This is a genomic window from Pseudogemmobacter bohemicus, from assembly GCF_003290025.1.
Lineage (GTDB): Bacteria > Pseudomonadota > Alphaproteobacteria > Rhodobacterales > Rhodobacteraceae > Pseudogemmobacter > Pseudogemmobacter bohemicus.
Window position 1 is genome coordinate 195,199 of record NZ_QNHG01000004.1, and the last position, 23,150, is coordinate 218,348.

Here is a 23,150-nt window from a genome sequence, read left to right on the forward strand (position 1 = left end):
TTCGAGGATGGCCCAAAGCCCTCGCGACGGCCAAAGACAGCGACTAAGCGGGCCGGGTGATGGCAACCCGTGAGATTTCGGAGGCAGGCACGACTGTAATCTCATAGCCCCAGGCCGCGTTGTCTGCGTCAAATGGTGTGCGGGCCTTCCAGTCGCTGTCACTGTCCGGACGCTCGCTGGTAACATACAAGGCGACTGATCCATCTGGTCCGAAGAGGCAAGGGCCAAGCGGGGCATCATCAAAAGGCCGTGTGTCATCACACATCAGCTGGCGGCCATTGGTCAGTGTGATGACAATGCGATTAGGCGCAAGAAGTCCTCTTGTGATCATGCTCTCCCAGGCGCTGCGCCCGCGATCATGATCAGAAATGCCCCAGACCCGCAGCTTTTTCCAGATGAAGGGCGAGAGAAACACCCTCCAGAAGGCTGCGGCGCCCAGGGTCATGCAGATCGACAGGAAGACCCCGGGCCAAAACCAGTCTCCGCAGACCCAAAGGACAGCAGAAGCCAGCGCGGAAAACGTGAAGGACAGGAAGACCACATCCACGGTCGAATGAGCGCCGTCATGCCCAATATAGGCAATCCTGTAGGCCACATATCCGGTCGCCAGCACGATCAGGGTGCTGAGCGGCAAAAGCAGAAGATCCGAAATTGTGAGCATTTTCCTAATCCTGTAGTCCTTGTTGAGACTGAATACATGTGCAGGGCATAGCAAGGGGTTTACCCTACCCGGCTGCCGGTCGGGGCCGGCAACGCGGTCACAGGCTGCCGCCCCGGATCAGCAGCTCTGGCGCCTTTGGTCGATCACCTTTACCGGCGATGGAATAGGTGGTGTCGACCTCCTCGATCCGCGCCCAGGCAAAGAGCTCGCGGATCTCGGGCACGTCATTGATCGAGAGCAGAAAGCCGCCTTTGATGCCCCTTAAAACCCCGGCCAGACGCTCGAAATCCGCCCTGGTGAAGAGGGCTTTGCCATAGTCGCCCTCGCTGCCCCAATAGGGCGGATCGAGATAGAAGAAGGTGCCGGTGCCGTCATAGCGGTGGATGAACTCGCCGAAGTCGAGGCATTCGATGACGACGCCTGCAAGGCGGGTGTGCAGATCCTCCAGCATCGGCTCCAGCGTGGTCAGATTGAACCGTGCGCCGCGATCTGCCTGTACGCCAAAGTTCCGACCCGAAACCTTGCCGCCGAAGGCCGTGCGCTGGAGATAAAGGAATCGACCGGCGCGTTCGAGATCGGTCAGGGTGTCGGCCCGCGTGTCGACCAGCCGGTTGAACTCAGCCCGGGTGGTGAGCTGGAACTTCAGCGTGTCCAGAAACTGCGGGTAATGGCGCTGAAGGATGCGGAATAGGTTGGCGACGTCGCGGCCATAATCGTTGATCACCTCTGCGCGCGGACGTGATGTCCGCCGCAGGAAGATGCCGCCCATGCCGACGAAAGGCTCGGCATATGTGGTGCAGGGGATGGTGTCGAGGATGGCGCAGATCCGCTTTGCCAGATTGCGCTTGCCGCCGATCCAGGGTGCAACAGGTCTGACCGGATCGACGGGAATCAGTGACTCTCTCATTTGCATGTGGTCCAAGGATGCCGCCCTCGCGAGGGTGGAGCGGCCATAAGCTTTTGCTGGTCGGCGGGGTGTCGTAGCTGGTGTCCCCGTGTCAGAGGGGGTTGCCTCCCCCTCTGGCCTCCCTTGAGGCCCTGCCGCCGGCCGGGGCCGGCAGCAGTCAGTTCAGATGCTTTCGATCCGGGTCAGGCCCAGCTCTGCCAGCGCGGCGGGCACGTCATCACCAATAACGGCGGCGATCTGGCCGGGGGCCGCTGGCCCGCCGATGCGGATCAGCGCCTGGGCACGAGCGGCGGCGGCCATGTCGGCGCCCCATTCGGGGGCGGTCAGAGGCGAGACCGCCGCCTCTGGAAACACCGGCGAGACCAACCCTGATGCGACCGCGTAGCGATTGCCGGCAGCGTCCTGCCAGATCGCAGCGCCATAGGTCTGATCGTCAGCCTCGCTGTAGCCAATCACCCGTGCCAGCTGGTTTGCGTCCTGGATCAGGGCGGCGGGGCATGCGATGGTGATGCGGATCTGATCAGGCATAGAGACCTCCCCAATAGGCGCGGATCTGCGCCTCTTCTGTCGGGCTGAACGCCCCCTGGCGCAGGATCACATCGGCCTGTAAGGCGCCAACAGCGGACGGGATCAGGGCGTTGACGGGGTCGGTGACCGTATCGACCGTGACCACGCCGGCAGCGCTGACCCAGGCGCGGCCATAGGTGCCGGAGGGCAGCGTGACAGACAGGCTGTCGTCAATGCCATCGGCCTCCAGGCACCATTTGCCCGAGACTTGCCGCAGCGTCGGGCGAGATAGCGCCACCTCCTGACTGGCATGGTTTCCCGCGATCAGCCGCAGCGTCGGGCGGCAGACAAGGCCCGACGCCGCATTGGTGTTGATCCGCAACAGGCTGCCCGGGCGGGCGATAACATCGGCCTCAAGGATGGACGGGGCGAAACTAAGCGCCCCGGCAATGGCTGGCTGTGTCCCCTGCTGGCGCGCCCGCCCGTCACCGCTGACAATCTCCATGTCAAAGCGATAGAGGCCCTCGACCGCCGCCGTATGGACAGGCTGATTGGCGGTGCTGATAGTGTATTCTGCGGCAGACAGCTCCGGCCCGAGGGCGCCGCCCTGCGAGCGATCCGGCACGATCCCGACCTGTTGACCCACAGCTGTCACCCGCGCCACCACGCCGGACGCAGTTTGCCAGAGCCGCGCCTGGGTCGGATCGTAGCCGCCCGGCCAGTGACCGGGCTGGCCGGCGGCAAAGAGGTCGGAGGGCGCAAACGGCACCGGGGCCGGGCCGCCGCCATGCGGCCGGGCGGCAAGCGCGCCGAATCGGCCGCGCCGATCAAACATGGCTGACCGAAACTTCGCCACCGGAGGAGCACCTGACCCAGATATGGTCGGCACCGGTCACGCCCGGGAAGAGTTGCGCCAGCGTGAGATCGGGGAGGATGACATCCTGATAGCGCAACAGGATCGCACCGACCTCCGATGCCGGCCCGGCGGTGCCGGCGGTGGCCTGCACCTCGAGCGGATCGAGGCCCCGGTTTTGCAGCCTGAGCGCGGTGACCGCCGCGCTGGTGACGCGGGTCCAGGTCTTCGGCTGGATCTGAAGGGTGGCGTGTTGCGGCATGTCAGGTCTCCTGAGGGGTAAGGGCGGCCAGCGCCGCCGTGATGTCTTCGGGGGTCTGGGCGGCAGCGATGGCCGCGAGCGTCGAGAGGCGCAGCGCCTCGAGGCTGGCTGCGGCCGCGCGCCAGAGATCGGCCATATTGAGCCAGAGCTGCGCCAGCTGGCCGGCGTCCGGCGCGGTGATGCCGGTCTCGGCCGAGAGCAGCGGGAAGGCTGCGATGTCGGGATCCGTCGCCCCGATCCAGGCCCGCGCCTCGGCCTCTTTGGCGAGATAGATCATGTCCTGACCGGGCAATGCCGTGATCAGCCCGGCGCGCGTGGTGGTGATGAAGGCGGTCAGCACCGCCCGCGCCTCGACCCGCAAGGGCTCCAGCGAGACCCGGACCAGAGCGCCGCCGATCACCGCCCAGGCACTGAGATCGCCCAGCTCTTCGGCGCTCAGATCGCTTTCGATATAGTCGCCCGGCAGATCCGCCGCCCCCGTCAGCGTGTAAAGGATCCGGCCATCCGCCGGGTCATACCAGATCCGCATCAGCCCCAGCTCCCCATCGCGTAGAAGACGTAAAAGACGGTGTAGCTGGCCTCGCCGCCGGTATAGGTCGGGGTCTGGCTGCTGATCAGCGTGGCGGAGCCATCCTGATAGGCTCGCACCACATTGCCCGGCGACAGCGTCACATAGCCAAGGCCGATGCCGGTCGTGGCGGTGTTGCGGTGCAGGATCCAGAGCCCCGCCCCGAGATCCGGGAAGGCCCCCGCGCCCGTGGTGGTGGTCACGAAACTGCCCACCGCCGTGGGTTCCAGCGGCACCACATCGGCCCGCACATCGCGCGCGGCGCTGTAGGACATGACCACCCGGCCGGGTGTGCCGGGATCGCCGGTATTCCAGCCTGCCCCGCCGGCGCCGGGCAGACCGCCGGCACCCAGCGTGATCCTGATCCGGGGCGTGGCGTAGCCCGAGAGATCAATCCAGTCGGTGACCGTCGCTGCTGCCGCCCAGCCGCCTTGCGACGGAAAGCCGCCGGTGCCGCTCAGCCCGCCTTTGCCGCCGCTGCCCCAGGCGGCGCCATGGGTCGAGACCGTGCCGCCATTGGTGTTGATCCCCCGCCCCTCCTGGCCGCCGGCCGAGACGAAGCTGTGTTTGAGCGTGGCGCCGTCATAGACTTCGACCGTGGTATCCCCGCCAGGATAGCCCCAGGTGGACTGGCCGCCGCTGTTTTGCCGTGTGCCGCCGCCGCCCCCCCCGCCGATCAGGTCAAAGGCCATGCGGCTGGTACCGGCCGGCACAGTGATGATGCCAGCGGTCGATGCGGTGTAAATCATCTGGGTGGGCACCGCATCGCCCGAGACGAAATGCCGGGCATTGAGGATCTGAAGCCCGGTTGAGCTGGCGAGTTTGAGGCTCTGGCGCTTGCCCGCATTGGTGCGGCTGGCCGCCAGACCAAAACGCCCGCCATCATGCCCGAAATAGATACCGTCCGTTTCGTCAGAGGCGACAGAGGCCTTGCCATAGCTCAGCCCGGCACCCTGCTGCACCGTCAGGAGGCTGTTGACCTCAAAATATTCCGCCTGGATCAGCCCGCCGACCAGCCAGTTGACCGAGAGGAAATCCGCCGTCACCGATCCCTCGAGCAGGATATTGTCGGCCGAGATCCGCGCCAGCGAGGCGGAGCCGGTCGGCCCGGAGGTCGCGACCAATTCGAGAAGTGCGCCGCCGGAGCCAGCCACCGCGCGCAGCCCGATCACCGCCGACTGGATGCCCGCCAGATCCGCCACCGCCTGCTGATAGATCGAGGTCTGGCTGTTCGACAGCACCTCCTCGAAGTCCAGCCGGTGCAGCCGGAAAGTGGCGCTGGCCCGGGTCGCGCCACCCTGGGTCGATGTCGCCATGAAATCGACCGCGAAATTCGAGGCACTGCCCGGCACGGCGCCCGCCGGGCGCGGCACATAGATCTCGACCACCTGCACGATGCCGGTGGTGGCGGTGATGTAATTCTTCAGCTCCCGCACCTCGAAACGCGAGGCGGTATCGACCCAGAGCGCGCGCAGGAAGGCGCCGCCATTGGCCAGATTGCCCGCGATATATTCGATCTCGGCACGGATCAGGACGCCGGCCGGCGAGAGCGCGCAATCAAGGGCATTGGTGACCCGGTTGAGGCGCAGGAATGGCCCATCCGTGGTGCCGGCCCCATAGAGCTGCGCGACCGAGCTGTAGCGGATGCCGCTGGTGATCCGGCTGATCGCATTGCCCGCCCCGAGCGTGACCTGCATCCCGAGCGGCGTCGATCCGGTCCAGTCGTTGAAGACCGGATTGCGGCTGACCCCGCCGCCGGTCAGCCGGGCTGCGGTATTGCGGTAATCCAGCGCCTGGGCGGCGTAATTCCCGGCCTCTGTCGCCCCGGTTGTGGCCAGCGCGCCACTGGCGGCGGCAGCGGTGGCACTGGCGCCGGCGGCACCGGCCGAGCCGGCGGCGGCGGTCTCGGAAGAACGGGCGGCGATCTCGGAGGCGGTCGCACCGGCCTGGGCTGCAAGGGCCGTGTTGCGCGCCAGCACTGCCGCCGCCTCGGCCGCCTGCGCGGCTGCGCGGGAGGCATCCGCCAACCCCGCCGCCTCGAGCGCATCTTCCATCGCGCCAACGACATCCGTGGTCAGATCGACGCTGCCGATCCTGACATCCGGCGTCGTGACTGCCAGCCAGCCCGTCCAGGTGGTGGCCCGGTTGAGGATCGGTCGTGCCCGCACCAGGTACGCCGTGGCAGGCAAAAGCCCGGCCACCAGCCGCAACGCGCCCGAACTGACATTGTTATAGCTGCCCGAGAGGCTGGCTGCGGCCTCACTCGCCAGCCTTGCTTCCCAGAGAATGCCGCGCGCATCGCTCACACCGGCCGCGTTCCAGCTCAGGGTGATCGCCGGCCGGCGCGCGGTCGCGCCGGCATCCGTGATCACCGACGCGACGGCTGCGAGGCCCGGCACGGTCTGGGGCGGCGGCGGCGTGGTGATGACGGCGGGCGGGCTCCAGGGGATCAGCTGCGACGGCGTCCAGCTGAAATCACTGCTGTCGCGCTCCCTCAGATGAATGCCCTGATTGAGGTTCATCAGGATATCCGTGACCCGGGCCACTTCAAACACCTTGGCGGTGTAGCCATAGCGCGTCGAGGTCCATCACCTTCGTGCAGCCGCCAGCCGCGAGCATCGCCTGCTCCGCCTGATCTTTGACAAAGGCGACATATGCCGTGATCCCAATGATCACGACCATAACTGTACCCGAGAGCGCAGTGGTGGCTCGATCTGCGGAACGGCTCCTCACCGGAATGCCCTCTCGGCCGCGAACCAGGCGCGGTAGCTGCGCTGCTCCAGGCTGTCAGCGCAAATGCCGGCAAAACGACCAGCCTCATGCCCGAGCAGATCCGGCGCGAAATCCGCCTCCCCCAGCCGCCAGAGGTGCCGCCACTGCCCGGTGTTCACCACATCGCCGGCGCGCGGATAGACCTCAATGGCGCGGGCCCCACGCCCCCAAACCTCATTCTTGATCGCCTGGAGCTGCTCCCAGGTGATAGAGCCGTCATGCGCGACAATCAGATGGCCGAGATCCTCGTAAAGGTCACACTCAAACCCGAGCACCGTCATCTGGCGAGGCACACCATCCATCATCATTGCATCCCCAGGGCGGTCAAATAGACCTCAAGGATGGCATCAGCTTCCTGGCGTTCGTTCGCATCCTGCTTGCGCAGCGACACGATCTTGCGCAGGGCCTTGGTGTCGAAGCCCCGGCCCTTAGCCTCGGCATAGATTTCCTGAAGCTGCTGAGCGATGTCCTTCTTCTCGGCCTCAAACTGCTCGATCCGCTCGATCATCTGACGCAGCTCGTCTGCGGTAATGTTGAAAGCATCGCTCATCTGGTCACCCCCAGGATTTCGGCTTTGATGGCCTCGGTGGTTTCAGCGGTCAGGCCGCGCGCTTTGGCGGTGGTCTCGACGGCTTCGGTAAGGCGCTTCTGCACATCAGCCGTGATCTTGGCCTTGCGGTCAGAGGAGAGGTTCTGGGCCAGCTGAGCCGCCTTAAGACCATCGGCAAGACGTTTAAGATCCTCGGGCGCCGTGGCATCGTCAGCGTCACCAAGCGTATGCAGCACCGCGGCTTTGATCATCTCGGCCGCGATGACGGTCAGATCGTCAGAGGCCTGGGCATCATGCTTCTGATGCAGGACCGCCACGATCTCGCGGGTCTGATCGAGGCGGCGTGACATTCGCGCCTGACGCACCGAAAACCGATTGAAGCTCGAGAAGGCCGGAATGACGAATTCCAGCTCGCCCCGGTGCTCGGCCATCAGGGCTTCGCACTTCCCGACAAACTCGGCATAGATATCAGTCTGCGTCCTGTCCCGGTCCGCGAGTTCGCCGGCCGCCCAGGCGACAATGCCATCGGCCTCCCCCGGCAGGAGATCGAAACTGGAAAGGCGCCCGCGCCCCGACGCCATGGCTCAGGCCCCCGGCAGACTGGGGCGGTCGATACCCTCGATATTGATGGTCATGCGCAGGTGGCGCAGGCCCTTTTCGGTGATCATGGCGACATGGACCGAGCCCGGACGGGTCACGGTGACCGCGCCCATTTGCTCAAGCCAGTCAAACTCGCCATGGATCCACTCGCGCTGCCGGTCGATGCCGAAGCGCAGCAGTTCTTTGCTGATGTAACCCGAATGCATCCGCAGATCCGGCTGACCAGCCAGCGCCTTCAGAATGATAAGGCGGGCATCGGGACGAATGGTGTCGTTTTCAAAGTTCATGATCAGGACTTCAGCTTGAGGAGGTGATCTTCGTGGCGGCTGACTGTCGCCTCGAGCCGGGACATGATCTGGGTCACACCCGCGAGCTTTTCGGTCATCGTCGCCAGCTCGCCGCCCAGCTTCGTCATGGCGATATCGAGTTCGTGGATATCGTCTTTGTCGGGCAGCGCTCGCTGGGTTTGCTCGATTGCAGCCACCCGAAGCACAACTTCATCCATCGCAGCCCCGAAGCTGTCGAGCCGGGCACCATTCTTCCGGGACGGGCCCGAAAACAGGTTCCAGAGCAGCAGCATCATGTTGACGACCGTAGAAATACCCGCCGCCACGACGATCATGCCCTGCAAGGTGATTTCTTCCGGGGTCACTCGCGGCTCTCCATCTGACAAGCGCCGGCAAAGCCAGCAATCAGCTGCTGGCCGGTCACCACCGACTGGTCACCGCCATCATGGACGAGCGCCCGGGCATGTGCCCGGGCAAACGGATCAAGGGAACGGCACATCACCTCACCGCTGGTCGGGATCGGCTCGGGCGGCGCCGAAACGCCGCAGCCAGTCACGAGCAGAAGGAGGATCAGGGGTCTGACGGGTGGCATCGACAATCCTTCGTTCGGTTTCCAGCGCCTCGAGGGCGTCATCCCGTTGGGCTTTGGCGGTGGTTTCGGCCCGCCAGGCGAGGCGGAGCAGTGACAGCAAGGCGAGGATGAGCCCGGCAACCACCGCCACCGCGAAAAGGACATCCATGCGTCACACCTGTGCCGGCGCCGAAGCGATCAAGGGGAAGGTGTTGGCCGTGGCCTCGCGCAGCTTGCCCTCGACCAGATCATCGAGAACCGCATTATCGGGGTCGAGCGCTGCCAGCGCGTCGGGGACTGAGCGCCGCAGATAATTGAGCACCGCCGCCTTGGCATCATCCCAGCTCAGCCCGCGACTGACTGCGGCAATGGCACCCGACATCAGAGCCGAATGCAGCGCGTCGCGGTGGCGGGCCTCAGCCGGACGGCGATGCCGCGCCCAAAGGTGCCCATCGGTCGTCGATGATCACCCGTCGCAAGGTGCTGACCGCGCCAGTCGTGACGCTTGATATGGGCTTCAACTCCCTGCCGGGAGCCGGGCAGATCCGGAAGCTTCGCAGCCGCGATCACTTCCGCCGTCCACCATTCCTGATAAGGGACAAGCCGTGCCATCAGCTGGCGCTCCCCGTCATACGGCGCGATGCAAACCCAGCCGGGTTGTCGGCAACATGATCGGGCCGCGCTGCTCCGCGATTTCTTCCATCACCGGAGCCAGATCATCAAAGTGGGTCGCGAGGAAGCGGCGCAGAGTCTCTTTCGGGGCGCGCTCGTGGACCTTTCCGCCGCAGCAGGCTGTCATTCCGGGCCGGCATCGCCCCTTCCCCAGCGATCAGCAAAGACCATATCCTCCAGCCGATGCCGCTGCCCCCAGCCCCGGATCTCCAATTCGGGCCGGTCGTAAAGCGCGCTCACATGGCCGATGCAGAGCAGCGCCACCGGCACCACGCCCCCGGGCAGATGCAGGATGCGCTGCAGCGCACCCTCGCGGAAGATGCTCACCCAGCCGACACCGATCCCCTCGGCCCGCGCCGCCAGCCAGAGGTTTTGCACCGCGCAGACGGTGGAATAGAGGTCGGTCGCCGCATCATGGGTGCGCCCCAGCACCACCGGCCCGCCGCGCGAGCGGTCGCAGGTGACGCACAGGCAGAGCGGCGCCTCGGATATGCCCTGGAGCTTCAGCTGCGAATAAAGCGCCCGCCGCCCCTCGCCGAACATCGCCGCCGCCTCGGCATTGGCGGCCCCGAAGGCCGCGCGGATCTCTGCCCGCACCCCGGCATCGCGGATCAGGATGAAATTCCACGGCTGCGACAACCCGACCGAGGGCGCGGCATGGGCGGCACTCAGCAGCCGTAGCAGGACCTCGTCGCTGACCGGATCGGGCAGGAACTGGTCGCGCACATCGCGGCGCTCGAATATAGCACGGTAGACGGCGGCCCGCTCTGCGGCATCGAACGGAGCGGCGGGGCCATCGGGACCGAGGGATGCGGCGGCATGGCCTGCTGACCCAGGCGCGGCTTTCTCTGGCCCGGTGTTCTCGGGCCCGGTGCGCTCAGGCACGGTGTGCTCAGGCGCGGCGGTCTCGCCAGCAGCGGGTCCGGAAGCGGTGGCCCCGGAACACAGATCGGACGCTGCCGCGGGCGGCATGGAAATCGGCATGACAAATCCCCTGTCAGGCAAACCGGCGCCCCTTCTGCCGTCCGCGCAGACGGGGCCGTTCTGGTCTGGCCGGTCTTCTGGCTTGGCTTCACTCCGGAACAGCGCCTTCCCGGCCAAAGCCAGTGGCATCTGCCGCCCGGTCCGCAGGGTTGCGGTCGACCTTACAGCGTTGGGCACGCGGCGGATCTGCACCGCCTTCCCGATTATCCTCCGGCCGCTCCGGGCAGGGCATGCCGCCAGAGCCGGGCCGGAAAGCACCAGACACTGCCAGTATCGGCAAAAACCCGCAAAATGCAATCAGCAGCCTGCCTGATTCGCGCCGCCGCGCTGGCATCTGGCCCGGCGAAATCCCCTTGCCGCGGCGCGGCGGGCATGCACGCGCCCTGGCGTCTTTTCCCCCGGCCGCACGCTGGTCGCGCCCCGTCCCATCCCCACCCATGTCACAGTTTCGGCAGAAAACCGGCTTTGCCCTGCCCATCCTGTCGCAGTCCACTTGACCCTGGCAGCGCAAACCCGCCTTATCGCCGGCAAGACGCTTTCAGAAAGATCCTCCATGTTCTCGAAAACTGCCGCTCCGAATGGCGAGCCCGGACAGGCTGGCTCCCCGACGACTGCTCCGGGTGCCGGTGCCAGCCGCAGCAATGCCACCCGTTCCGTACTTGGTTCCGATCTGAAGATCACCGGCGAGATCAGCTCGACCGGCGCGCTTGAGGTGCTGGGCGAGGTGGATGGCAATATCACCGCCGATGCGCTGGCAATCGGGCAGCATGGCCGCGTCTCGGGTTCGGTCAGCGCCAAATCGGTCGAGGTGAATGGCAGGCTGGACGGCAAGGTCGACAGCCATCACTTCACCATGCGTGCTTCGGCGCAGGTCACCGCCGATATTTCCTACGATACCCTGGTGATCGAAAGCGGCGCCACGATCGAGGGTCGGTTTACCCGCAATCGCGGCTGATCCTCGCAGGGATGATGCAGGGGCCCAGACCGGACGCGAAACCGGACGCGAGGCTGGGCCCGCAACCGGGCCCGCGCCTCAGCGCAGCCCGATCTCGGCCAGCGCGCGCTCCAGTTCGGGCGGCAGGCTGTCATCGCCTGCGCGGCCCGGGGTCAGATCGCGCGGCACCTCATCCGGGCCGATATAGCGCCAGCCCTGAAACGGCCGGCGCGGTGCGGATTCGGTGCGGATGATCTCGCGGTCCATCACAATGGCGCAGCGGCTGATGCCGTCGCCCGCCTCGACCCGTTCCAGCCCGAGAATGCGCTGGCGACAGAGGATCACCCCCTTGATCACCCAGTAAAGCGAACCGCCCGCCAGCACTTCGGCCTCGCGTTTGGGCCACATACGGGTGACATGCACCGCCCGGCCCTCGGGCCAGCGCGCGGCGTTTTCCTCTTGCCAGGTGGCAAGATCAGCGATGCTTTCGGCACCGACGCAGAGTTTGAGTATATTGACGAATCCCATGGCCGGATCATAGGCGCCCCAACCGCCCCTGCAAGATCGGGCGCAAGAGTGAGCGCAAGATTGACCGGCAGCGCTGCCCCCCTTATCCTGTGGCTCAGGCCGGATCCGGCGCAACTGCTGGCCTTTCCTCGCGCCGCTGACGGCCCTTTTTGCCGGAGGGTCTGCCCCTTGCCCGATACTGTACCAGATACTGCGCCCGATGCTGCGCGTTCGCCTGCCGGTCACATCACCGGCCACGCTGCGGATCACGCGCCCTTTGCCATGCCCATCGCCGCGCGGATCTGGGATATGAAATACCGGCTGAAAGAGGCCGACGGCACCCCCATCGACCAGACCGCCGCCGACAGCTGGCGCCGCGTCGCCCGCGCGCTTGCCGTCGCCGACTCCGGGGACCCCGGGCGCGAGGCCGAATTCTTCGCCGCGCTGGAGGGGTTCCGCTTTCTGCCGGCAGGCCGCATCCTCGCCGGGGCCGGCACCGATCGCTCGGTCACCCTGTTCAACTGCTTTGTGATGGGCACGATCCCGGATTCGATGGCGGGGATCTTTCAGGCGCTGAAGGAGGCGGCCCTGACGCTGCAGCAGGGCGGCGGCATCGGCTATGATTTCTCGACCATCCGGCCGAAAGGCGCGCTGGTGGCCTCGGTCGCGGCGGATGCTTCGGGGCCGCTGAGCTTCATGGATGTCTGGGATTCGATGTGCCGCACCATCATGTCGGCCGGATCACGGCGCGGTGCGATGATGGCCTGCCTGCGCTGCGACCATCCCGATATTCTCGACTTCATCACCGCGAAACAGGATGCGGCGCGGCTCAGGATGTTCAACCTTTCCGTGTTGGTAACGGATGAATTCATGGCGGCGGTCCGGGCCGATGCGGCCTGGGATCTGGTCTTTGACGGCAAGATCTACCGCAGCCTGCCGGCCCGCGCGCTCTGGGACCGGATCATGCGCGCGACCTATGATTATGCCGAGCCGGGCGTGATCTTCATCGACCGCATCAACCGGATGAACAACCTCGCTTATGCCGAGACGATCAGCGCCACCAATCCCTGCGGCGAACAGCCCTTGCCCCCCTATGGCGCCTGCCTGCTGGGCTCGGTCAATCTGGCGGCGCTGGTGGTGGATGCCTTTACCCCGACCGCACGGATCGAGGCGGCAGAGCTGTCTGGCCTCGTCGCCACCGCCGTGCGGATGATGGATAATGTGGTCGATATCTCGCGCTTTCCGCTGCCCGAACAAGAGGCCGAGGCCCGGGCCAAGCGGCGGATCGGGCTGGGGGTCACCGGCCTGGCCGACGCGCTTTTGATGTGCGGGCTGCGCTATGGCTCTGATGCGGCGGTGGCACAAACGGATGCCTGGCTGGGCGCGCTGTCGCGGGCGGCTTACCGCGCCTCGGTCGATCTGGCGAAAGAGCGCGGGCCCTTTCCGCTCTTTGACACCGATGGCTTTCTGGCCAGCGCCACCCTGGCCACGATGGATGCGGATATCCGCGACTCCATCCGCGCCCATGGCATCCGCAACGCACTGGTGACCTCGATCGCGCCCACCGGCACCATCTCGCTTTACGCGGGCAATGTCTCCTCGGGGATCGAGCCGGTCTTCGCCTGGAGTTACCGCCGCAAGGTGCTGGAAAAAGACGGCAGCCGACGCGAGGAGGAGGTGCAGGATTACGCCGTAATGCGCTGGCGCGAGATGCAGGGCGACGCCCCCCTGCCCGCGCATTTCGTCACCGCTCAGGATCTTGAGCCGCTGGACCATCTGCGGATGCAGGCGGCGGCGCAGCGCCATATCGACAGCTCGATTTCAAAGACCATCAACTGCCCGGCGGATATCCCCTTCGAGGCGTTCCGGGATGTCTATCTCGCCGCCTGGGATATGGGCTGCAAGGGTTGCACCACCTACCGGCCCAATGCGGTGACCGGCGCGGTCCTGAGCGTCACGCCGGAACCGGAGGCTGGTGACAGCCCGCTGCCCCGCCCCACGACGCTTTCGGGCGAGACCTACAAGATCCGCTGGCCCGGCTCGGAACATGCGCTTTATATCACGGTGAATGATATCGTGAGCGGCGGGCGGCGGCGGCCCTTCGAGGTCTTCATAAACTCGAAAAACATGGAGCATTTCGCCTGGACCGTGGCGCTGACCCGGATGATCTCGGCGGTGTTCCGGCGCGGCGGCGATGTGTCTTTCGTGGTCGAAGAGCTGAAGGCGGTGTTCGACCCGAGGGGCGGCGCCTGGATCGGGGGGCGCTATATCCCGTCGATCCTCGCGGCCATCGGCGGTGTGATCGAGCGCCACCTGATCGCCATCGGCTTTATCGCGGGAGAAGGGATGGGGCTGAAATCCGATCCCGGCGGCGCGCTGGCGGCAGCAGTGGACGATCCGGTATCCGCAGAGGAAAACGGGGAACCGGGGACGGAACAGGACGTATCGCAGGCAGCGCCCCAGGCTGCACCTCAGGCTGCCTGCCCCAGTTGCGGCTCATACGAGCTGCGCATGGCCGAGGGCTGTCTGACCTGCGCCAGCTGTGGTTTTTCGCAATGCAGCTGATCGCCCGAAGCACCGCCGTCAGGCTGTGACCAAAGCGACGGCCTAAAGCGACGGCCTAAAGCGACTGGCGGTAGCGCCACAGCGCCGGCAGCGCCATAGCCAGCAACAGACATCCCAGCGGCAGCGAGAACAGGAACCCCACCCGCGCATAGCCAAGCGCCCCGGTCACACCGCCGAGGAAGAAGGTGAAAACCAGCTGCGCCATCAACCGCATCCGATGCCAGTCGACCCTGGGTGTATGCTCGGGATCATGGCGGCGATAAAGCGCGCGGCCCAGCCCGATGCCGATATCGGTGACCATCGCGGTGGCATGGGTGGCGCGCAGTCTGCCGCCCGAGATCTTGCTCACGGTGGCGTTCTGCATCCCCATGGTGAAACAGAGGCAAGCCGCACTCCAGAGCCTTCCGGGCGGGCTTTCAAACCAGCCGCCAGTGGCGAAGAGCATCAGGAAAAGGCCCTGGACCGCCACGCTCAGCGCATATTGCCGGCCCGGCATATGCACCCGAGCCCAATGGATCAGCAGCGAACAAAAGGCGGCTCCGGTGACGAAGGCACCGATGGCGGCGATGGCGACAAGGCAGATCCACCATTCCGCCACCACCAGATGATCGGCCAGCTGCGACAGATACCCCGTCACATGCGAGGTATATTGCCCAAGCGCGAAGAAGCCGCCCGCATTGGCCGCTCCTGCGGTAAACGCGATCACGGTGGCCAGCACCAGATCCGCCCCGGCCGTGCGCCGATGCCCCAGAATGATCCGCGCCGATTGCAGCGGATGCAGGATGTGACGATGCCGCTTCACAGACGAGCCTTTCCGGCCGGTCGGCCGCCTGTCTGCGGACAGCGCCCGGTCCTCTGTCCCATAGCGCGGCGGGGGCGGCGAGGAAAGGCTTCGCCGCCCCCTGCCCGGCCAGCTTCCCCGACCGACAGGGCGCGGCGGGATCGGACACAGAGGTCAGATCAGGATCGAAAAGTCACGCCTTCCGGTCATTTGCGCAGTCTCAATGCGCCCATAAGCGGGGTTCCCGGTCCTGTTGTGGCAGCCTCTGGCTACAAGGATTTTTAGGGTCGGGCCATGGGTTGCTGGCCGGCGCTCGCCCGGCAATCGTCCCGCAGCCCCCCCGGGGACCGGATCCGCTTCAGCAATGCCTTGCGGCCTCAGGGGCGCGGCTCCGGCCGGGCAGGCGCAGGGCATGGTTTGCCCCCATATATGGGGAAGCGGGCGGCGGTCCGTTGTTCAGCGATACCGCGATCCGGCTCCGCCTCAGGAGGCGGCTCCTGTCCGGACAGCGCTTGCGTCAGATCGCGCCGGATTCCGCCAGGGGGCAGGATCCCGCGCGCGCGAGGCGGGGCTGCGGGCATTCTGCCCATATATGGCCGCGACAGGCCGGCTCCGGGCTTGCCGGCCCCGAGCAACAGAGGCGGACCCGATCATGCCGGAGGTCGCGGCCCCAACTTCCGGGGCGCGGCGCAGATCGTCACGCTGACAGGGCGGGGGCGATCATCTGGCCCCGTCATGGCGTTGTTACAGAACTCATCTTGCGAAGGATTCCCATTACGAAAGCATGCGGTTAGACGTGATGCATGAGCAATCCTGCATCCGCCCGCTACCGCACGACGCACTGGTTCAGCTACACTGCTTCGCTTCGCAAGCGCGGGTCGCTACTGATTTGGCTGGACAAGGAGATGACCTGGCTCGCGCCGCATGACCGCAGCCCCGGTCGCCCCGCGTTGTTCTCGGACGCGGCGATCCAATTCTGTCTGACCATCAAGGTCCTGTTCAAGCTGCCGCTCTGGCAAACGACCGGGATGGTGGCCAGTTTGCTGAAGTTGGCGGGCCTGAACTGGGCGGTGCCGGACTACACGACCCTGTGCCGTCGGCAGAAGACGCTCGCCGTCCAGATCCCGTATCGGCGCGCCGATGGCCCCCTGAACCTGCTGGTTGACAGCACCGGCATCAAGTTTCCCGGCGATGGAGAGTGGCAGGCGCGCAAGCACGGTGTTCAGGGTCGTCGTCAATGGCGCAAGGTGCATCTGACCATGGCTGCCGCCACATCTGACATCCGCGCCGTGGAATTCACTCCCGGCAGCGATGGTGACAGTCCTGTCTTGCCGGAACTGCTCAACCAGATCCCCGAGGGCGAAGAGATCGGCACCGTGACCGCCGATGGCGCGTATGACACGCGCCGCTGCCACGCCGCCATTATCGACCGTCAGGCCTCGCCGATCATCCCGATCCGCAAAAACGGTCGGCCGTGGAAAGAGGACTGCCCGGCGGCAATCACCCGAAACGAAACACTTCGCGCCACCCGGCACTATGGCAGGGCGTTCTGGAAGCGATGGACCGGATACCATGTCAGAAGTCGTATCGAGGCGAAAATGCGGTGCCTCAAAGCCTTCGGTGATCGCATCGCAGCGAGAGACCCGGACCGTCAGACCGCCGATATCCAGATCCGCATCGCCCTCATCAACCGCTTCAATGCGCTCGGCACCGCTGAGATCGTCCGCGTGGCGTGACACCAACCGGGAAAGGAGACATCATGCATCACCCATGAGTTGCGCAACAACGCCAATCACAGGTCGCAGATCAGCAGAATTCCTTTTGTCAAAATGACCCAAGAGGGATTTCCTGCTTTATTAAATCTACGCCTGTTAAAAAAACAATCTGTTAAAATATACACGAAGGATGAGCACAGCCTGTTAGCCAGACGCCACCCAATTTCCCATAAAATCCGGAAACTCACACCAAAGATGCGGCAATCTTAAAAATCGGGAATGAAGGCAAGGTCCAGGATTCTGTTGCCAGGCTCCTGGGGGCCCCGCCTTAAGCGGCTAAGCCTAAGGACTTAGTTTTGGTATTGAGAGCTGCTTACGCAGCCATCGCCACCGGAGCACGGTTGTCATTGGCAACTATTGTGCTTGCACCGATAACGGTAGTAGCTCACCGGGATAAAGCTAACATCTTTGACTGTCCGTCGATCCTGTTTCGGCCCCAGAAACCCGCAATGCCGGGCTTTGTGGTGGAGCCGGCGGGCACCGCCCCCGCGTCCGATCCAGCTATTCTATGCGCGTTTATATCCATAGTCCTTGCGGACGGGACATACATAACATGCATTGTTAAAGAATGCAAGAGGGGGCAATCTACTATTCTTTTAATTAAGCTGGCGAAGGCCTTGCAGCGGAGGGCTTCTGGCTCCTAATTGAGAATAAATCTCCATCCACAAAATCAATCCCTTCATCGAACAATATGTCGTTGAAAAAATGACGTATATATTCCTGATCAGATTCTGCGAACAAGAAACCGCTCGATGGAGGTTTATGGGTATCCGAATGCAAAAGTCTATTCACTTGAGGTGCGGATACCGTCCTGACGAACTCATCGAGCAACCGCATCGGGATCATGTTCGGCAGGCTCAAGGACTGGAGGCGCGGTGCGACCCGATACGACAGGTGCCCAAGGTCTTCCTGTCAGCCATAGCTCTCGCTGCAACCGTCATCTTCTGGTTATGAGCAGAGAACGAGTCCTGACCCTAGGGCGTTCCTGTGAAAATCGAGACGCTTTGCTATGGGTATGCATAGCGCGCGAGATCGGCATCTTTCCGAAAGCGAGATGGTTGAGCAGGATCTATATCGTCGATTTCGACCAGAGCATCGTCCTGAACGTTTACGATGACCGAGGCATGGATCTCGTTGCCCTTGACCCCGGCAAGCTGCGTCCAGTCTGTCACGCGTTCAATGAATGGCTGTTGGATTATGACCGTGAGAAAATGCTTAAGACCTTCACGCCCAGAGACACGACCGTCCGCTATGGGCCTAGGCTGTATGGAAACTCACCGCGGATGATATCTGACGCGTTGCTCCGGCCAAGATGAGGCGACCAGCAACAAATCTCGACAGGACGTGGTTTGGCGGCCCTTTTCAGGCCTTCACCGCCGCCATCAGCCCTTGGATCCCGATCAGCGCCATCATCCGTTTGATGTTACAGGCAAGGACGTTCAGCGCGATCTCGGTCCTCACGTTCCTCAGCCTGCGGGTCAGGAAGTGGGTCGTGCCCATCCAGGCCTTGATGGTGCCGAAGGGATGCGCGACCGTGCCGCGGCGGATCGTCATCGGCTCAGTTGGTCCGATCAACCTGGCCCGTGCCGCCTCGATCAGATGCTCGTGCGCCCACCGGGTGATCCGGCGCTCCTTGCCGGTTGTGCAGCGGGCCTTCATGGGGCATCCGCCGCACTCCCCGGTCCAGTAGCGGCGCAGTTCCAGCCCGTCTTCCTCGGTCGTGTAGCGGTAGAGGTCAGCGCTTCGCCAGCGGGGCAGCGGTAGACATCCGCATCGGCCTCGTAGGCGAAGTCGGGCTTCACATACATACCCTTGATCCTGTTGCCGGACGTCTCCGGCTTGGGGATCGTTGTGGTGATGCCAGCCTCATGGCAGGTCAGGATCTGCCGTCCGCTGAAGTAGCCCTTGTCGGCCAGCACATGCATCGTGTCACGATGAAGCGCCTCCTGCGCGGCCAGCGCCATCGGCACCAGAAGATCGCGGTCATGGCCCTGATTGGTGACGTCATGCACGACGATCAGGTGCGTTTCCGCATCGACGGCGGTCTGGACGTTGTAGCCGACCATACCGCTGTTGCGGGCGCTCGTGGCCATGGCGCGGGCGTCAGGATCTGTCAGGGAGATCTGACCGTCCGGTGCATCGGCCAGCGCGCGATCCATAGCTTGCAGATGCTGGATGTGCTGGCGGACGCGGCCGTAGCGCTTGGCCAAATGCGCGACCTTCTCGGCCCGAACCTCGCCTTCTTCTTGTTGATCGACGCGGACCATCTCGGCGATGTAGCGTTCGACGTCCGCCTCCAGATGGGCGATGCGGCTGGCGACCTTGCCCTTGGTGAAGTTGCGATCCCGTGCATTCACTGCCCGGAACTTGCTGCCGTCGATGGCAATGCACGCGCCCTTCAGCACACCGATGCGGCGGCACAGCTCCACAAACTGGGCGCAGGTTCGGCGGATGCCAGCGCCGTTGTCGCGGCGGAAATCGGCGATGGTCTTATGATCGGGCACCAGCCGGCCCGTCAGCCACATCAGTCCGACGTTGCGGCCCCGCCTCGCGCTCCAGCCTGCGGCTCGACGGGATCCGGTTCAGGTAGCCGTAGATGAACAGCTTGAGCAGAACAGCAGGATGGTAGCCGGGGCGACCCGTGCGTGCCGCTGCCGACCGCACGAAGCCGAAGTCAGCCAGATCAAGCTCATCTACGAAGAGATCGACCACCCGGACCAGATGATCCTCATGGATCCAGTCCTCGAGCCGATCGGGGAAAAGGACTGTCTGCCCGCGCGCTACGCCTTCGATGAAACCTGACATGCCGATCCCCGCAGCCATGCAGAAGTCTACCATAGAGCGGAGTTTCCACACACCCTCGGCTCAAACCAACATCCTGCCCAACCGTGTCATGCTCGCCGCCTGTCAAGAGACGTTCGGATCACCGCGGCGCTTCGGTCCTGAAGCTGATCTTTGAATGTTGCCAGCGACGGTTATCGGACTGCCGGAGCCGAACGCATCGTATTGCGCCCACAGATCTGGCCTCTCCGGGCGCAACCACAGTCTCAACCAAGAGGACAGGGCGGATTTCGGAGGTCTGTGCACCGCTTACGATGCATGCGGGCACGCATTTCATCTGTCCTTAAATATCCCCGCCGGAGGCCTTCCGGCGCCGGAAAGGCGCCGGGACGTCTGTTTCTCAGTATTTCAGCGGAACGTAGAGTTCCGGCGGCAGCACGGCGCGCTCATAATCGGGGTTGAAGACGCGCTCGGGCAGCTGGATTTCCTCATGCGGCACATCCTCATAGGGGAAGAGGCCCAGGAGGTGGTCGATGCAGTTCAGCCTTGCGCGTTTCTTGTCGGTGCCCTCGACGATATACCAGGGGGCTTCGTCGATATTGGTGCGGGCGAACATCTCTTCTTTCGCCTTGGTATACTGCTCCCACCGGACCCGGCTTTGCAGATCCATCGGCGAGAGTTTCCACTGCTTCATCGGATCATGGATGCGCATCAGGAAGCGCATCTGCTGTTCCTCATCGGTGATCGAGAACCAGTATTTCACCACCCTGATCCCCGAGCGCACCAGCATCCGCTCGAATTCCGGCACGTCCTGGAAGAACTGTTCCACCTGGTCTTCCGAGGCAAAGCCCATCACCCGCTCAACCCCGGCACGGTTATACCAGGAACGGTCGAAGAGCACCATCTCGCCGCCCGCCGGCAGATGCGGCACATAACGCTGAAAATACCACTGGGTTTTCTCGCGGTCCGAGGGCGCCGGCAGCGCTACTGTGCGCGCCACACGCGGATTCAGCCGCTGGGTGATCCGCTTGATCACGCCGCCCTTGCCGGCGGAATCGCGGCCCTCGAAGATCACGACCACCCGTTCCTTGTGGTATTGCACCCAGGATTGCAGCCGGATCAGCTCGGCCTGCAGCCGGATCAGCGCGCGCAGATACTCCTTGCGCTCCATGCTGGGCCCGTGGCGCTTTTTGTAGATCTTCGCGATTTCCTGCGACAGCTCGGCATCTTCCAGCGCGAGTTCGTAATCCTCATCAAAGGAATCCGAGAGTTCAGCTTCCAGCCAGTCCTGCGGGGTCGGTTCGTTCATGGCATCCGTCGCGCGTGAGGGGATTTCGGCATCTCAATGCCAGCGAAGCGTAACGGAAGCATGACATCCCGGTAACGGAAATCAATGCGGCGCCGAATGGGAGAAGAGATTGATCACAAGGACGCCGGCAAGGATCAGCGCGATCCCGATCACCGCCGCCAGATCCAGCGACTGCTTCAGCCAGATCCAGCCGATCATCGAAATCAGCACGATGCCGAAACCCGACCAGATCGCATAGGCGATCCCCACCGGCAGCGTCTTCAGCGCATGCGACAGGAAGAAAAACGCCGCCCCGTAAAGGCAGAGCATGGCCGCGGTGGGGATCAGCCGGGTGAATTGCCGCGTCTGCGGCAAGAGCGAGGTGGCCATCACCTCCAGCGAGACGGCAAGGATCAGGGTTCCATAGGTGATCAGGCTGGGATTCATGGGCCGGGTTCTTTCAGGGTCAGGGCAAGCAGCTGGTCGCGTATCGTGGCAGAGGGTGCGCGCAGATCGGGTTGCACCTGCCAGAGATCGGCCAGCCAGAACCCGTCTGCCGCATGGCGCAGGACGCTGAACCAGGGGTCGCTGTCGGTCGCCGCGTGGCGCAGGAGCCTTGCGCGCAGCCAGTCCGACCAGACCTCGCGCATCCGGGTATTCATCAGCAGCACCGCATTCAGCGGCGCCGAGGCCGCGATCGCCGGGTCAAGTGTCGCCCGGATCCAGGCGCGCGTGAAACAGCCGCGCTGTTCAGGGTCCTTCGCCATGGCGCGGTCGATTTCGGCATCGAACAGGTCGAGGAGGTCGCGCAGCAGGGCGTCGATCAGCGCTTCCTTGTCGGGGAAATGGTGAAAGAGGCCGCCTTTGGTGACACCGGCGGCACGGGCCACGGCCTCGATGGTCACCGCCTGGACGCCTCCCCCCACCGCCAGCGCCGCCGCCGCATCCAGCAATCTGCGGCGCAGGATTTCCGGCTGGCGACGGCGGGGCGCGGATCGGGTCTCTGGCGGGGTTTGCTCCATGTGGGGGATTACATACCTTTTGGTATGTAATGGGCAAGAAGTTTCTTTACCGAGATATTCCATTCCTGTCCTGCCAGCCCCGGCCACCGATTGCGCGCGGCGGGAGAGGCCTGGAACTCTCTTGCCCGGGGCGGCCCGGACTATGGCGAGAAACGCGGCTGCAGCGGACGGATCGAAGCTGGGGCTTTCAGGCAAGTCATCGGAATCCTCCGCTGGCCAGTGCATCGCAAGGGCCGTGTTGCACAAATCCCCGCTGGATTCCTCCTGGGAATCCAACAGGGCAGCTGAGCGTCAGGAGCAGACCGACACCGGCCATAACCGGTCAGCCTGTAACAAAACGCTCAGGCGCTGTGGCGCGCTGAGGATCTGGTTCGCCCCAGGGATCAACGGGCCTGTCGCGCCGGGCGGCAGGCGTTGCCGACAACAGACCTGCACCTACAGACCTGCATCAGCGCCTTCGGGCAGATTTTCGGGCGCATCTGGCGTGAACACGCCCCGATCTTAGGCTGACCAGGAGGAAACACCCCTGGACCAACGAGCAGCTCGAACGGATGAACCGCATGATCAGGGAGACCACCGTGAAGCGCTTCCACGACGAGCGAGATGATCCGCTTCGCGCAGATCCCGGCGCCTCCATCGCGGCCTGCACCTGTGCCGGCAGGTTCAGGACAGGCAACGGTCTTGCGCCCGACACATCCGCAAGCCCGGGACCTCAGGGCGGGATCGTTGCATCGTAAATCCGATCCGCCAGAGGCCGGGACCGAACAGCTGAATATCCCCGGATTGGGCTGCAAAGCCGCGAGGGGGGCTGGCCCCTCGTCTATACCGGCCGCCTGCGCAAATGGTCACTTCCCGCCCATCATGGAAATTTGGGTTGCTTTTGCACCCCATCGGCAAAACCCTTTCCGGGCAAGGATTGATGGCCAAAGGGAGGCTCCCATGACCTATATCGACGGCTTTCTGATCCCGGTCCGCAATGAGGACCGCGAGACCTACCGCGCGCATGAACAGAAATGGTGGAAGGAATTCAAAGCCCTCGGCGCATTGACGCTGGTTGCGGGCTGGGGTGACGATGTCCCCGCCGGCAAACAGACCGATTTCCTGCGTGCGGTCGATCTCCAGCCGGGGGAAAGCGTGGTCTTCTGCTGGATGACCTGGCCCGACAAGGACACCCGCAACAAGGCCTATGCGAGTATGGAGACCCGGGCCGCAAGTGATCCGGATATGCAGCCCGGCGCCATGCCTTTCGACGGCAAGCGCATGGTTTATGGCGGTTTCAGCCTGCTTCTGATGGAGGATTGAG

General features: G+C 64.3%; 28 protein-coding genes, 1 other RNA gene, 2 pseudogenes and 1 riboswitch. Of the genes and pseudogenes, 6 read left to right on the top strand and 25 right to left on the bottom strand.

Annotation, left to right across the window (positions count from 1 at the left end; genetic code table 11):
* Positions 1 to 43: 43 nt before the first annotated feature.
* From DRF71_RS20015 to bluB, 18 genes are all read right to left on the bottom strand, one after another.
* Positions 44 to 715, bottom strand: a complete 672-nt coding sequence (locus DRF71_RS20015; RefSeq protein ID WP_157971202.1) for a hypothetical protein — start codon at positions 713 to 715, stop codon at positions 44 to 46.
* A gap of 43 nt (positions 716 to 758) precedes the next feature.
* A complete protein-coding gene (locus DRF71_RS20020) occupies positions 759 to 1,568 on the bottom strand; it encodes a DNA adenine methylase (protein ID WP_112309744.1) in 810 nt (269 codons plus the stop codon).
* Between the two features lie 162 nt (positions 1,569 to 1,730).
* Positions 1,731 to 2,096 carry a hypothetical protein gene (locus DRF71_RS20025; protein WP_112312323.1) on the bottom strand — a complete coding sequence of 122 codons (366 nt, stop codon included), beginning with the start codon at positions 2,094 to 2,096 and terminating at the stop codon, positions 1,731 to 1,733.
* Positions 2,089 to 2,910, bottom strand: coding sequence for a hypothetical protein (locus DRF71_RS20030; protein WP_112312324.1), 822 nt, complete (start codon positions 2,908 to 2,910; stop codon positions 2,089 to 2,091). The genes DRF71_RS20025 and DRF71_RS20030 overlap by 8 nt, the downstream gene beginning before the upstream one ends.
* Positions 2,903 to 3,190 (bottom strand): hypothetical protein, encoded by a 288-nt coding sequence (locus DRF71_RS20035; protein ID WP_112312325.1) that lies wholly within the window; start codon positions 3,188 to 3,190, stop codon positions 2,903 to 2,905. Before DRF71_RS20035 ends, DRF71_RS20030 begins: the two co-directional genes overlap by 8 nt.
* Before the next feature lies 1 nt (position 3,191).
* Entirely contained in the window at positions 3,192 to 3,719 is a 528-nt protein-coding gene (locus tag DRF71_RS20040; protein ID WP_112312326.1) for a hypothetical protein, read from the bottom strand.
* Positions 3,719 to 6,280 (bottom strand): hypothetical protein, encoded by a 2,562-nt coding sequence (locus tag DRF71_RS20045; RefSeq protein WP_157971203.1) that lies wholly within the window; start codon positions 6,278 to 6,280, stop codon positions 3,719 to 3,721. The genes DRF71_RS20040 and DRF71_RS20045 overlap by 1 nt, the downstream gene beginning before the upstream one ends.
* A gap of 25 nt (positions 6,281 to 6,305) precedes the next feature.
* The gene (locus DRF71_RS29100; RefSeq protein WP_269814393.1) at positions 6,306 to 6,440 is read right to left on the bottom strand and encodes a hypothetical protein; all 135 of its coding nucleotides are present in this window, start codon (positions 6,438 to 6,440) and stop codon (positions 6,306 to 6,308) included.
* 47 nt (positions 6,441 to 6,487) lie between these two features.
* Positions 6,488 to 6,832: a DUF7694 domain-containing protein gene (locus tag DRF71_RS20050; RefSeq protein WP_198672295.1), complete on the bottom strand. Its 345-nt coding sequence runs from the start codon at positions 6,830 to 6,832 to the stop codon at positions 6,488 to 6,490.
* 2 nt (positions 6,833 to 6,834) lie between these two features.
* Positions 6,835 to 7,080: a DUF2312 domain-containing protein gene (locus tag DRF71_RS20055; RefSeq protein ID WP_112312328.1), complete on the bottom strand. Its 246-nt coding sequence runs from the start codon at positions 7,078 to 7,080 to the stop codon at positions 6,835 to 6,837.
* Positions 7,077 to 7,661 carry a phage protein Gp27 family protein gene (locus tag DRF71_RS20060; RefSeq protein ID WP_112312329.1) on the bottom strand — a complete coding sequence of 195 codons (585 nt, stop codon included), beginning with the start codon at positions 7,659 to 7,661 and terminating at the stop codon, positions 7,077 to 7,079. Before DRF71_RS20060 ends, DRF71_RS20055 begins: the two co-directional genes overlap by 4 nt.
* Positions 7,662 to 7,664: 3 nt before the next feature.
* A complete protein-coding gene (locus tag DRF71_RS20065) occupies positions 7,665 to 7,967 on the bottom strand; it encodes a VpaChn25_0724 family phage protein (RefSeq protein WP_198672296.1) in 303 nt (100 codons plus the stop codon).
* Positions 7,968 to 7,969: 2 nt separating this feature from the next.
* Entirely contained in the window at positions 7,970 to 8,332 is a 363-nt protein-coding gene (locus tag DRF71_RS20070; protein WP_112312331.1) for a DUF2730 family protein, read from the bottom strand.
* Positions 8,329 to 8,466: a hypothetical protein gene (locus DRF71_RS27625; RefSeq protein ID WP_157971204.1), complete on the bottom strand. Its 138-nt coding sequence runs from the start codon at positions 8,464 to 8,466 to the stop codon at positions 8,329 to 8,331. Before DRF71_RS27625 ends, DRF71_RS20070 begins: the two co-directional genes overlap by 4 nt.
* Before the next feature lie 4 nt (positions 8,467 to 8,470).
* The gene (locus DRF71_RS20075; protein ID WP_112312332.1) at positions 8,471 to 8,707 is read right to left on the bottom strand and encodes a hypothetical protein; all 237 of its coding nucleotides are present in this window, start codon (positions 8,705 to 8,707) and stop codon (positions 8,471 to 8,473) included.
* A gap of 3 nt (positions 8,708 to 8,710) precedes the next feature.
* Positions 8,711 to 8,920 (bottom strand): hypothetical protein, encoded by a 210-nt coding sequence (locus DRF71_RS20080; RefSeq protein WP_112312333.1) that lies wholly within the window; start codon positions 8,918 to 8,920, stop codon positions 8,711 to 8,713.
* Complete coding sequence (locus tag DRF71_RS20085; RefSeq protein ID WP_112312334.1) at positions 8,920 to 9,150, bottom strand: hypothetical protein; 231 nt, start codon at positions 9,148 to 9,150, stop codon at positions 8,920 to 8,922. Before DRF71_RS20085 ends, DRF71_RS20080 begins: the two co-directional genes overlap by 1 nt.
* 183 nt (positions 9,151 to 9,333) lie before the next feature.
* Positions 9,334 to 10,095 carry a 5,6-dimethylbenzimidazole synthase gene (gene bluB, locus DRF71_RS20090; protein WP_232831608.1) on the bottom strand — a complete coding sequence of 254 codons (762 nt, stop codon included), beginning with the start codon at positions 10,093 to 10,095 and terminating at the stop codon, positions 9,334 to 9,336.
* 149 nt (positions 10,096 to 10,244) lie between these two features.
* Positions 10,245 to 10,456, bottom strand: a riboswitch (cobalamin riboswitch).
* A gap of 291 nt (positions 10,457 to 10,747) precedes the next feature.
* On the opposite strand from bluB, the gene DRF71_RS20095 reads away from it, so the two are divergent.
* Positions 10,748 to 11,149: a bactofilin family protein gene (locus tag DRF71_RS20095; RefSeq protein ID WP_112312709.1), complete on the top strand. Its 402-nt coding sequence runs from the start codon at positions 10,748 to 10,750 to the stop codon at positions 11,147 to 11,149.
* Positions 11,150 to 11,227: 78 nt separating this feature from the next.
* Here DRF71_RS20095 and DRF71_RS20100 read toward each other — a convergent pair whose 3' ends face one another.
* Entirely contained in the window at positions 11,228 to 11,656 is a 429-nt protein-coding gene (locus tag DRF71_RS20100; RefSeq protein WP_112312335.1) for a DUF1489 family protein, read from the bottom strand.
* 261 nt (positions 11,657 to 11,917) lie between these two features.
* Between DRF71_RS20100 and DRF71_RS20105 the strand changes: the two genes are divergently transcribed.
* Positions 11,918 to 14,200 (top strand): adenosylcobalamin-dependent ribonucleoside-diphosphate reductase, encoded by a 2,283-nt coding sequence (locus DRF71_RS20105; RefSeq protein WP_112312336.1) that lies wholly within the window; start codon positions 11,918 to 11,920, stop codon positions 14,198 to 14,200.
* Positions 14,201 to 14,255: 55 nt separating this feature from the next.
* Here DRF71_RS20105 and DRF71_RS20110 read toward each other — a convergent pair whose 3' ends face one another.
* Positions 14,256 to 15,002 carry a YoaK family protein gene (locus DRF71_RS20110; protein WP_157971205.1) on the bottom strand — a complete coding sequence of 249 codons (747 nt, stop codon included), beginning with the start codon at positions 15,000 to 15,002 and terminating at the stop codon, positions 14,256 to 14,258.
* A 782-nt stretch (positions 15,003 to 15,784) separates the two neighbouring features.
* On the opposite strand from DRF71_RS20110, the gene DRF71_RS20115 reads away from it, so the two are divergent.
* On the top strand, positions 15,785 to 16,717 hold the full coding sequence (locus tag DRF71_RS20115) for an IS5 family transposase (RefSeq protein ID WP_112310399.1): 933 nt from the start codon (positions 15,785 to 15,787) through the stop codon (positions 16,715 to 16,717).
* A gap of 268 nt (positions 16,718 to 16,985) precedes the next feature.
* Here the strand turns inward: DRF71_RS20115 and ssrA are convergent.
* Positions 16,986 to 17,334, bottom strand: a transfer-messenger RNA (tmRNA) gene (ssrA, locus tag DRF71_RS20120).
* A 251-nt stretch (positions 17,335 to 17,585) separates the two neighbouring features.
* Here ssrA and DRF71_RS20125 point away from each other — a divergent pair.
* Both DRF71_RS20125 and DRF71_RS29530 read left to right on the top strand, forming a co-directional pair.
* Positions 17,586 to 17,710: pseudogene (locus tag DRF71_RS20125) on the top strand (IS5/IS1182 family transposase); the annotation flags it as partial.
* Complete coding sequence (locus tag DRF71_RS29530) at positions 17,707 to 18,072, top strand: DUF3885 domain-containing protein (RefSeq protein WP_112312338.1); 366 nt, start codon at positions 17,707 to 17,709, stop codon at positions 18,070 to 18,072. The pseudogene DRF71_RS20125 and the gene DRF71_RS29530, both read left to right, overlap by 4 nt.
* A gap of 46 nt (positions 18,073 to 18,118) precedes the next feature.
* Here the strand turns inward: DRF71_RS29530 and DRF71_RS20135 are convergent.
* The 4 genes and pseudogenes from DRF71_RS20135 to DRF71_RS20150 all read right to left on the bottom strand — a co-directional run bounded on the left by DRF71_RS20135 (position 18,119) and on the right by DRF71_RS20150 (position 21,847).
* Positions 18,119 to 19,561 (bottom strand): annotated as a pseudogene (locus DRF71_RS20135) (IS1182 family transposase).
* A gap of 376 nt (positions 19,562 to 19,937) precedes the next feature.
* A complete protein-coding gene (gene ppk2 / locus DRF71_RS20140) occupies positions 19,938 to 20,846 on the bottom strand; it encodes a polyphosphate kinase 2 (protein WP_112312339.1) in 909 nt (302 codons plus the stop codon).
* An 81-nt stretch (positions 20,847 to 20,927) separates the two neighbouring features.
* Complete coding sequence (locus DRF71_RS20145; protein WP_112312340.1) at positions 20,928 to 21,272, bottom strand: DMT family transporter; 345 nt, start codon at positions 21,270 to 21,272, stop codon at positions 20,928 to 20,930.
* Positions 21,269 to 21,847: a TetR/AcrR family transcriptional regulator gene (locus tag DRF71_RS20150; RefSeq protein WP_198672297.1), complete on the bottom strand. Its 579-nt coding sequence runs from the start codon at positions 21,845 to 21,847 to the stop codon at positions 21,269 to 21,271. Before DRF71_RS20150 ends, DRF71_RS20145 begins: the two co-directional genes overlap by 4 nt.
* 939 nt (positions 21,848 to 22,786) lie before the next feature.
* On the opposite strand from DRF71_RS20150, the gene DRF71_RS20155 reads away from it, so the two are divergent.
* On the top strand, positions 22,787 to 23,149 hold the full coding sequence (locus DRF71_RS20155) for a DUF1428 domain-containing protein (RefSeq protein WP_112312342.1): 363 nt from the start codon (positions 22,787 to 22,789) through the stop codon (positions 23,147 to 23,149).
* Position 23,150 lies beyond the last annotated feature (1 nt).